This is a genomic window from Sphingomonas trueperi, assembly GCF_040545665.1.
Lineage (GTDB): Bacteria > Pseudomonadota > Alphaproteobacteria > Sphingomonadales > Sphingomonadaceae > Sphingomonas > Sphingomonas trueperi_B.
This window is the reverse complement of record NZ_JBEPMH010000008.1, coordinates 162,622-171,117: the sequence shown is the minus strand read 5'-3', so window position 1 is coordinate 171,117 and position 8,496 is coordinate 162,622. Positions and strand designations below refer to the sequence as shown.

The 8,496-nt window shown below is 63.5% G+C and carries 10 protein-coding genes; 3 read left to right on the top strand and 7 right to left on the bottom strand.

The features are described from left to right. Nucleotides 1–291 precede the first annotated feature (291 nt). A complete protein-coding gene (locus ABIC65_RS21055) occupies nt 292–711 on the bottom strand; it encodes a DUF3597 family protein (protein WP_354311381.1) in 420 nt (139 codons plus the stop codon). A gap of 131 nt (nt 712–842) precedes the next feature. Here ABIC65_RS21055 and ABIC65_RS21050 point away from each other — a divergent pair, with 131 nt between their 5' ends. After that, nucleotides 843–1,430 carry a DUF4142 domain-containing protein gene (locus ABIC65_RS21050; RefSeq protein WP_354311379.1) on the top strand — a complete coding sequence of 196 codons (588 nt, stop codon included), beginning with the start codon at nt 843–845 and terminating at the stop codon, nt 1,428–1,430. A 247-nt stretch (nt 1,431–1,677) separates the two neighbouring features. Continuing rightward, nucleotides 1,678–2,049 carry a low affinity iron permease family protein gene (locus tag ABIC65_RS21045; protein WP_354311378.1) on the top strand — a complete coding sequence of 124 codons (372 nt, stop codon included), beginning with the start codon at nt 1,678–1,680 and terminating at the stop codon, nt 2,047–2,049. A gap of 206 nt (nt 2,050–2,255) precedes the next feature. Here ABIC65_RS21045 and ABIC65_RS21040 read toward each other — a convergent pair whose 3' ends face one another. Further along, nucleotides 2,256–2,507, bottom strand: coding sequence for a hypothetical protein (locus ABIC65_RS21040; protein ID WP_354311376.1), 252 nt, complete (start codon nt 2,505–2,507; stop codon nt 2,256–2,258). A 106-nt stretch (nt 2,508–2,613) separates the two neighbouring features. Next, nucleotides 2,614–3,609: a sigma-70 family RNA polymerase sigma factor gene (locus ABIC65_RS21035; RefSeq protein WP_354311374.1), complete on the bottom strand. Its 996-nt coding sequence runs from the start codon at nt 3,607–3,609 to the stop codon at nt 2,614–2,616. A 945-nt stretch (nt 3,610–4,554) separates the two neighbouring features. Here ABIC65_RS21035 and ABIC65_RS21030 point away from each other — a divergent pair. Then, nucleotides 4,555–5,019 (top strand): hypothetical protein, encoded by a 465-nt coding sequence (locus ABIC65_RS21030; protein WP_354311373.1) that lies wholly within the window; start codon nt 4,555–4,557, stop codon nt 5,017–5,019. Between the two features lie 72 nt (nt 5,020–5,091). Here the strand turns inward: ABIC65_RS21030 and ABIC65_RS21025 are convergent, their stop codons facing one another. The 4 genes from ABIC65_RS21025 to ABIC65_RS21010 all read right to left on the bottom strand — a co-directional run bounded on the left by ABIC65_RS21025 (nt 5,092) and on the right by ABIC65_RS21010 (nt 8,355). Then, entirely contained in the window at nt 5,092–5,487 is a 396-nt protein-coding gene (locus tag ABIC65_RS21025) for a hypothetical protein (RefSeq protein ID WP_354311371.1), read from the bottom strand. A 302-nt stretch (nt 5,488–5,789) separates the two neighbouring features. Further along, on the bottom strand, nt 5,790–6,680 hold the full coding sequence (locus ABIC65_RS21020; RefSeq protein WP_354311369.1) for a LysR family transcriptional regulator: 891 nt from the start codon (nt 6,678–6,680) through the stop codon (nt 5,790–5,792). Then, on the bottom strand, nt 6,677–7,279 hold the full coding sequence (locus ABIC65_RS21015; RefSeq protein WP_354311368.1) for a cytochrome b: 603 nt from the start codon (nt 7,277–7,279) through the stop codon (nt 6,677–6,679). The genes ABIC65_RS21020 and ABIC65_RS21015 overlap by 4 nt, the downstream gene beginning before the upstream one ends. Further along, a complete protein-coding gene (locus ABIC65_RS21010) occupies nt 7,276–8,355 on the bottom strand; it encodes a catalase family peroxidase (protein ID WP_354311367.1) in 1,080 nt (359 codons plus the stop codon). The genes ABIC65_RS21015 and ABIC65_RS21010 overlap by 4 nt, the downstream gene beginning before the upstream one ends. Nucleotides 8,356–8,496 lie beyond the last annotated feature (141 nt).

Below are 8,496 nucleotides of genomic sequence, written 5' to 3'. Positions count from 1 at the left end.
AGGGACCCTTGCTCCCTATCGGGCTCCAGACCCTCGGGGGGGACGGGCTCCCTTCCGCAACCTCTTCATACCACCATCCCATCAGACAGGGGGGGGGCAGGGGCACCAGGCAGCAGCGCGCCCACTTTCGGACATTCAGCGCCCGGAACGCCGTTCCTGGAAGCGGACATTCCTTCGCGCCTGCCTCGTAGGTCCGACAGAAAACTCTGCAATAAGACGCTGGTCTCGAGGGCTTAGGTTCGGTCTTCGGCGCCGGTAAGCGCGGAGGCAAATCCACCTCCGCGCTCCAAATCAGCTGTTTCGGAGACTATCTGGTACGACACCGCCATTGGCGGCTAGCTTGGCCATCACCGCTCTGTGTAGTGCAATGTTCTGTTCCGCGCTTCCGTCCGCTCCCGCGTGTACATTTAGCTCCTCAGCAAGCTCTTTTCGTGCCGCCAAGCTTGAATCCAGGTCTAAGAGCTTGAGCAGATCCACGATCGATTGCTGGTAATTGCCGCCCCCGTCTCTCATTGACGCCATCTCTGAGAGAACGGCGCCAACGTCAACGCTAGCGTTAGCTCCAGGCGCAGACGGGGCGGCCACGGGGGGCGTGGCGGGGGCGGGGGCTTGCGCCGCAGAAGGGCTCGGAGCCGCCTGGCTGGACGGTGTTTGGGCTCCAGTAGGTTTGTGGCCGAAGATCCGGTCCCGGATGCTGCTGAAAATACTCATACTTTCTCCTCGCGAGGCTCGTGCGCCCAAACACATAACGCTCTGCGCAACCCCAGGTTCGGCGGAACGGCGTGTTCTTGCCCGCGTTCCCCTCGTTGCCTGCTCAAGTCAGGCCGGAGATGGAGAGAAGAATGCACGCTGTACGCTGGACAATGCTGGGCATCGCGGCAGTCGCACTTGCCGGCTGTGGGTCGAAGACGGAAACCCATACGTCCGACACGGTGATCGCCACCGGCAATGCGGATGCGGGCACCGAAGCCGCCGCCAATAGCAGCGTTTCGGCACCAGCGCCGGCGGGCAAAGCCTTCGCCAACGCGGCGGCGGCCAGCGACGCGTTCGAGATTGCGAGCTCTCGTCTCGCGCAGAAACAGGCGAGCAGCCCCGCCGTCAAGAAGTTTGCGGACGGCATGATCAAGGCTCACACCGAGTCCACGGCGAAGCTCAAGTCGGCGGCCGCAGCCGCAAGCCCGGCGATCACGCCGGATCCCGCTTTAACGGCGGCGCAGCAGCAGAAGCTGGATGAGCTGAAGGCGGCAGACGGTACGGCCTTTGACAAAGCGTACGCAGCAGCTCAGGTCGAAGCGCATCAGCAAACGCTTGATGCCCTAAAGGCAAATGCTTCTAACCAAGAGGTGCCCCAGCCGCTGCGTAACTTCGCGACCCAGCTGATCCCAACTGTCACTGCGCACCTCAACATGGCTAACTCGCTGGCGAAATGACGTTTATTGGGCGGCATTCAATGCCGCCCTAACCCTCCCCCTGGTGTCGAGATAGAGCATCCCAGCACCTACCAGCGCGGCTTCTACGAGCCTTGATCGTAGAAGCCGTAGCGCCGACGAAGGTCACTCGAGGCAGGAGATGCAAGCTTCCTCTTTAATCACAGCTGCTGGACGCAACTGCAGCTTCGAAGGCCCTTGATGTCTTCTTGACCTAGCCCACCCATCCGGTGCGCTGTATGCCCGGCTAATGTGGAAGCAAGCGAATGAATGGGCGAGCCGGATGGCGAGCCGCACGGCGAACCTGTCAGGCTCGCCTCTCGCGATCCTCCTGGTGGCTATTTTCTGTGCCGTCTGGTTCTTGCGCGCCGGACAGGCCGGTGAGAATACGCTGACGCTAATCCTTTCAGTCGCCTCGATCACGCTCACGCAGATGGTGTTAAATGGCCAGCGGCGTAGCGAGCAGGCGTTACATCTCAAGATGGATGAGCTCGTCTACGCAATCCGGGGTGCTCGCAATGAGATCGCCGGCATCGAGACAAAGACTGAGGAGGAGCTTGAAGCCTTGAGGTGTACTGGTGATGCTGCTGAGGAAGAGTTGCGCGAAAGAGGTGCGGAGTGAACCGATCTTATCGGATGTGTTGAGCGGCGCTGCTTCAGCGTGTTGAAAGGCGACGTTAGCGGCACGTTTCCTCCCGGAGTCGGGCAGGTTTACATCGGCGGGTGCGCAGGTTCTGACATTGAGGCGGCTGACCTCGACGAACATATTCGGACGTGCCGGAACTGGTCGGGCGGAAGCTTCGTAGTTACTGCAAATGGGCTTGTCGACTACCTGGCGCTAATCGCCACGCGACGTCGAGCTTCGATGGCTATCAAGTCAGCGATTGAGGCCATGCCGAGCGAAAACGCATGCTTTTTGAATAATCTGAGGTCTTCGTCTGACGTATCCTGGAAGATGATCCTTGCCGCAGCCCAAACGGCGCTCTCCGGCAGCGCGGTGCTCAGCCGGCGGAGCGTGGCATTCCCGACACCGACGGACTCGCCTTCGGAGTTAGGCACAAGCATCTTCACCTCACCCATGCACGCGACCCCAGATCCATCGAGTGCACAAGATACAGTTATCATCCTGATAACCGGTAAACAGAGGCAGACCCGGGCGCGCAGGGCCGCCAGCGTATAGGAGCAGTCACTGCATCAGCGCAGCGGGAGCGTCTAAGGCGGACTGGTAGTCCGGTCCAAACTGATCCACGGCAGCAACGTGCGACAGCCGATTGTGCGGAAGTGCAGCATCGGCGAGGATAGATGCCTTGCTAGCGCGAGCCTGCGGCCGCTTTGAAGCGGGCCGACCAGCCTCGGTCATAATGGTAAAGCGCGGGTCTGCGGCGGCGATACCGGCGATCGCCTTGGCAGCGCGCTTCGTGATTTGCCGAACGCGTTCTGCGGTCACACCCGTCTCGGCGGCGAGTTGCTCGAGGCTGGTGCCGCTGAAAAGGCGACCCTCGACGATCTCGCGCTCCCGCGCGATTGTTGCTTCCAGCTTCTCGAGTTCCGCCGCAGCGATGCCGTTCACGCGGAGGCGCGGCAGCTCCTTGCGAAGGGCAGCCTCCTTACGCTTGGGCAGCGGGCGGCGGGCGAGTGCCTCCATTCCCACCGTGCGCAGGTGATCGACATAGGCATCGATCAGAGACGCCTTTGCTCCGTCTGCCAGATATTCCGAAGCGGCGGATTCCGTTGTCTCGACGGCAAACTCATCCTCGAGGGCGTCCAGAAACGAACCCATCTCACCGTCGCTGTCCATGATAGCGTTGAGAGAAACCGTCGTGGCGGCAACCCTCTTCGCGGACGGCCGCTGATCGGTCATCACGCGGAACCGTAGGCTCTGGAGCTCGCCTCGGATCTGCCAGTTCACGAACGTCGTGAACTGCGCCTTCTCTGGCTCATACGCTTCGACCGCGCGATGCACGGCGATGGCGCAGCACTGTTCAGCATCTTCGAAATAATTGATAAGCCCGTACTGCCGCACGAAGTGGCGAACACGGGGTGCGATGAGCTTCATGATCTGCGCATGAGCGCGGTCCACGTTGACACGCTGCCGGTTGGTCGGCCTTGCACCGTCCTTGGGACGGTTCTCGAGGATGATTGCAACTGCCGCTTCGAGCGCGAGCGTGGTCTTGGACGTCATGATCTTCCCCTGGTTCGCGGCCAGACGTCGTGACGCCCGGGCACCAGGGAAAAATGCCGTTAACCAGTTAACGAAGTGGTAAACGTCAGTTTAGGTGGAAACGCGTATCGGCTTGCGGCGGGCATCGCAGCTCCCAGAAGCGCAACGCCTTCAGCACTACCGGTGAGCCAAATCAGTGGCGAGGCATCGGCGCGTGGCCCAGAGGTATATGGTGCATCACGGAAAGGTCGTCGCGGCGGTCGACTGCTTGTCCGCACATGGGGCAGACCTCAAAATGACGCAGTTCGTCTACGGCACGACCCCGGCTGAGCTCTCGAGAAGAGCGCTCTCCGGGGAGAGGGACGGCTACGAAATTCATCATCGACAGGCTCGCTGTTAGCGTTTCCTTTACCATATAGAGGGTAGCGCTTGGAATCGGGCTAAATGGGTGAAAAATTTTGAGCGCGGAGCAGCCCACGGATTAGGTTTAGCCTGGCCTCCACTCTCCAATCGGTGACATCGTGAGCGCGGCTGGCGACCTTGGCCCGCATGAAAGATTATTTTTCCCGCAAACTCTCACGCTCTCACGGACATCGTCGGCAAATTCACCAAGCTCGAGGCGTGCCTCCAAGGCGCTGAGCAACGGCTTGCTCGATTTCGTTTAGCTCCGCTTGGCTGAGCACCCCAGCGACGTGCATCTTCCGCATCAGCTCCTCAACCAGGGCGGCGAGGAAGTGCAATTCCGCTCGTTCAGATCTGATGTCCTCTTCCGTAGTGCTAGCGCTCATTCCAATCTCCTCCTCACCACCGCATTGCCCGCAATTTTGCATAAGGGGCGGTAACAAAGAAGGATAACGAAGCGCGATTTTCCCACACGACGGGCAGTTGGCGGCTGCGCGCCCAAAGTCGGACATCCAAGGAGGCGATTGACCTCCCCAAAAGCGGACGCAGCCGTACAGACCCTCGATGAGCCCGGTCGGCGGCGGAAATTGGTGGATTGCGGACATCGGCGCAGCGAGTCAGGATAGCCCTATGCCAACCTACATACCTATCGAGACGGGCGTTCACCTTAGAGCGGTAGCCAGCGACATTCTTGCCTTCGAATGGAAGACGAACGGAATAGCCGCTGACTTTATCCTGCCAGACGACGCAGCGCACGCACTCCGTGTGAGTTTCGATCGCCCATGCATCGTAAGACTTTCAGATGAGATGGCTATCAGCACCGAAGAGGAAGACACGCCGAATGAAGGTTTAGTTCCTAACCACTTTGCTTACCGCTTGGAGGGTGCTCGATTTAGCCGCGATCAGTCAGAAGTGTGGAAGGATGTCAGCGGGCCTGTGACCCAATACCAGTTCGTGACAGGGTGGGGGTGCATGGATGTGTTAACCGGTGGCTCGCCGTCGTTCTCGGTTGTTCGCCGCGCCCTTTGACGTCCGGAACTGGGCGGGAGCGGACCGGCAGCTTTTTCGGGCAGAGCTGCCGTCGCGCTGCCTACGGCCCCCTTACGGTGCCGCGTTGGTGGCGGGCTCGTCGGCGTTAACGCGGCGAATTCGCTTCAGCTTGGGCGTGCACAGCGTACGGCGATCGATCTTTGGTTCGGTCGGAGGGGGAGGGGCAAAAATGCCGACCGACCGTGAGTCTCGCGCTGGCGCATTGTTGTTCCTCTGCCGATGATGAGGCGTCACGGCTTGGATTGCCGCCGCCATGGCGAGCGCAGCGCCTAGCCGCTTGTTCTCGACGATCTCTGCCTGGTTGACCCGCTGCATCTTGTCGTAGACGCGGTAGGGCAGGACCACTTCTCCGTGCCGCACCTCAATGCGGCCGTCGGGAAATTCGCATACGTGGACACGCTTGCGGGCCAGCGTGCGCGCCAGCGGCGTCGGCTCCAGGATGAACATTGCCTTGTTGTAATGCAGTCAGGGCGCCAGTGACGGAGCGCTCGATGCGCCAGACCATCTCGGCTTCCACATTCTCGTGCGGAGCGAGGGGCCGATGAACGTCCCGAGGGTCCGCAGGTGGGCAGGCGAACTGAGCATTGTGGCGCAGGAGGTAAGAGGGGAGGAAGGTGTTGGCCTCTTCGATGGAGGAGATGCCTTCGAGCCGCATCGCTTTGACGAGGCGGTTCTGGCGCGCAAATTGGCCGAGCTGTGCGGGCAGGCGGTTTGAGCCTCGTGGCTGCGGGCATCGCGTACGGACGCGATCAGATCACCCAGTCCGGCTGCGCGCCGAAGCTTTCGATGGCTTCGAGCAACGCGTCGGCCGCCTTGCTGCGGTAGCGCTCCTTCTGTCGCAGCCCGTGGAAAAGCCGCGGAGGCAAGGCAAGCGGCAAGGCGAACAGCGCGCGCGCTTCCAGCAGCGGCGCAACAACGAGTTGCGACAACAGCGCCGCGCCCACTCCAGCCCGCACCGCAGCGAGGACGGACTCGTTGGAGGGCAGGGTGAGCACGACGTTGAGGTTACGCGGGTCCAGACCGCGGTCCCGGATCGCCGCCTCGAAGGTCGAGCGGGTGCCGGAGCCGGGTTCGCGCATCACCCAGGGCGCGTCCGTCAGCCAGGCGTTGGTGATGGCCTCGGCGGGCGTGCTGCTCACCAGCAGCATGCGGTCCTCGCCGACCTTCCAGTGGGCGAGCGCCGGATCGTCGACCGCGCCCTCGACGAAGCCGAGCTCGGCCTCGCCGTCGCGGACTTGGCGGGCAGCGCCTTCGGTGTTGGCGATCGCCACCGACAGCTCGATCTCCGGATAACGGCGGTGAAAGGCGGCCAGCCGCGCCGGCAGCCAATAGGCCGCGATGGTCTGGCTGGCGACGAGCCGCAGATGCCCGCGCTTCAGCCCGGCATAGTCGCCCAGCGCCAGCTCCGCTTCGGCCGCCCGCGCAAGGACCGCGCGCGCCTCGCCGAGGAAGAAGCGGCCGGCTTCGGTCAGCTCGATGCCGCGGCCGACACGATGGAACAGCTTGATGGCGTGCCGCGCCTCCAGCGTGGCGATGGCGGCCGACGCGGCGGACTGGGTAACGCCAACCGCCTCGGCCGCGCGGGTCATGTGCTCGCGTTCGGCAACGGCGACAAAAATTCGAAGCTGTTCGAGGGTCATGTCGGAAGCGTAGCGTTTTCCTCGGCTTTGTCATCGTTAGCTGTCGGCGGGGCCGGGGGGCGGCGGTGCCCGGTGGTCATGCTCCGCAGCACGCCGTCGCGCCGCACCAGCCCGTGCATCAGCGCTGCGGCGAGGTGCAGCAGGATCAGCGCGAAGAATGCCAGCGCTATCGCGGTGTGCGCCGCGCGCAGCACCGCATAGAGCGCGAGGTCATGCGGCAGGATCGGCGGCAACACGATGCCGCTGCAGAGGCGCACCGGATATCCGCCGGCGGAGAGCATGCCCCAGCCGATCAGCGGCAGGGTGACCAGCGTGGCGTAGAGCAGCACATGCGATCCCCAGGCGATCTGCTTCTGCGCCGGCGCCAGATCCTCCGGTAGAGCGGGCGCACCGGTGGCGAGGCGGAGCGGCAGGCGCAGCAGCACCAGCGCGAGGATGGCAATGCCGATCGGACGGTGCAGGCCGAGCAGGGTCACATAGGCCGGGCCGCTGGTGGAAACCATGAACACGCCGATGAACAGCATCGCTAGCACCAGCGCTGCCATCAGCCAGTGCAGCAGGCGCAGGGCCGGGTGGAAATCGGGGGATGCGCGGCTCATTGCTGCTTCTCCTTGGCGAGATCCTCGCCGACGGCGCTGGGGTGCGGCCCTTCGCCGGCGCGCCGCGTGAACGAGGAGGAATAGGCTTTGGAACGCGCGGCGAGCAGCGGATCGTCCGAGACCGCGATTCCTGCGGGCAGAATCGTCGGATCGAAGTTGAGGTCGCGGCACGCCCCGGTTTCTTCGGGCCGGACGGCGCGGATGGTCAGTGTACCGGCATCGATCGACCGGTGCGGCCCCTGCCACGCGGCAGTTGCCCGATCGGTCACGTCGCCCGGGTTCGCTTCCACCAGCTGCAGGTGCCAGTGCGAGGGCGCCTTGGCGGTCCGGGCCAGCATCTCCTGGAACAGCGCGTCGCGAGGAAGTTGGTCGAGATGCTGCTTGTCCAGGCCGGCGAGCGGCGCCTCGGGCACGAACTGCCAGCGTACGAAGCGGGTTGCGCCGGCGGCATCGGTGAAGCGGAAGGCGTTGATGCTGTAATAGGTCGCGTTGGCGAAGCTGCTCGGCAGCACCGCCTTGGCCATATAGGCCTGGAACGCCTTCACCTCCGGATGCGCGGCCAGGAAGGGCTGCAGCACCGCCGGATCGGGCTTGCCGGTTTTGGGATCGGGGGTAGTCGCGCGCTGGAGGGCGAGGAAGGCGGGTACGTCGGCGACCGGGAAGATCGGGGTATGGTCCAGCGCCATCCGCCATTCTTGGCCATCGGGCGTCTTCAGCAGCAGCGCCATCGAGTGGAACACGTTGCGACCATCGCCTGCGAGCGGGTTACCGCCGCCCAGCGAGAAGCGTCCGAGCACCGGATAGGTGCCGCTGCGTAACGCGCTCGCCGTGCTCAGGGAACTACCCCTGCCGTTCGCGGCGAAGTCGCCGGTAAAGCACAGGCCCTTGGCATGGGCGCGGCGATAGCCGGGCTCCACGCCGCCGTTGTTGGCCTCCAGCGCGGCGGTGATGTCGCCGCCGCTGGTGCGGCCGGTGCCGAGCCAGCCTGCTGCCCAGCCGAAGCCGGCAAGCAGCACTACGACGATGGCACCGATCAGTGCGAAGGCGCCGAGTGCGGCACGATTTGCGAGGGACATGGCGGTTCCGATCCAAGCTGGAGTCGCAGGCATGCGGGATGCGATCGCCGACATAACGCGAGGGCACGCCGCACCATATCAGACGATGGCATAGTCGCGCACATGCGCCCATCGTCGGCGCGATGGCATGCCGACGTGCCT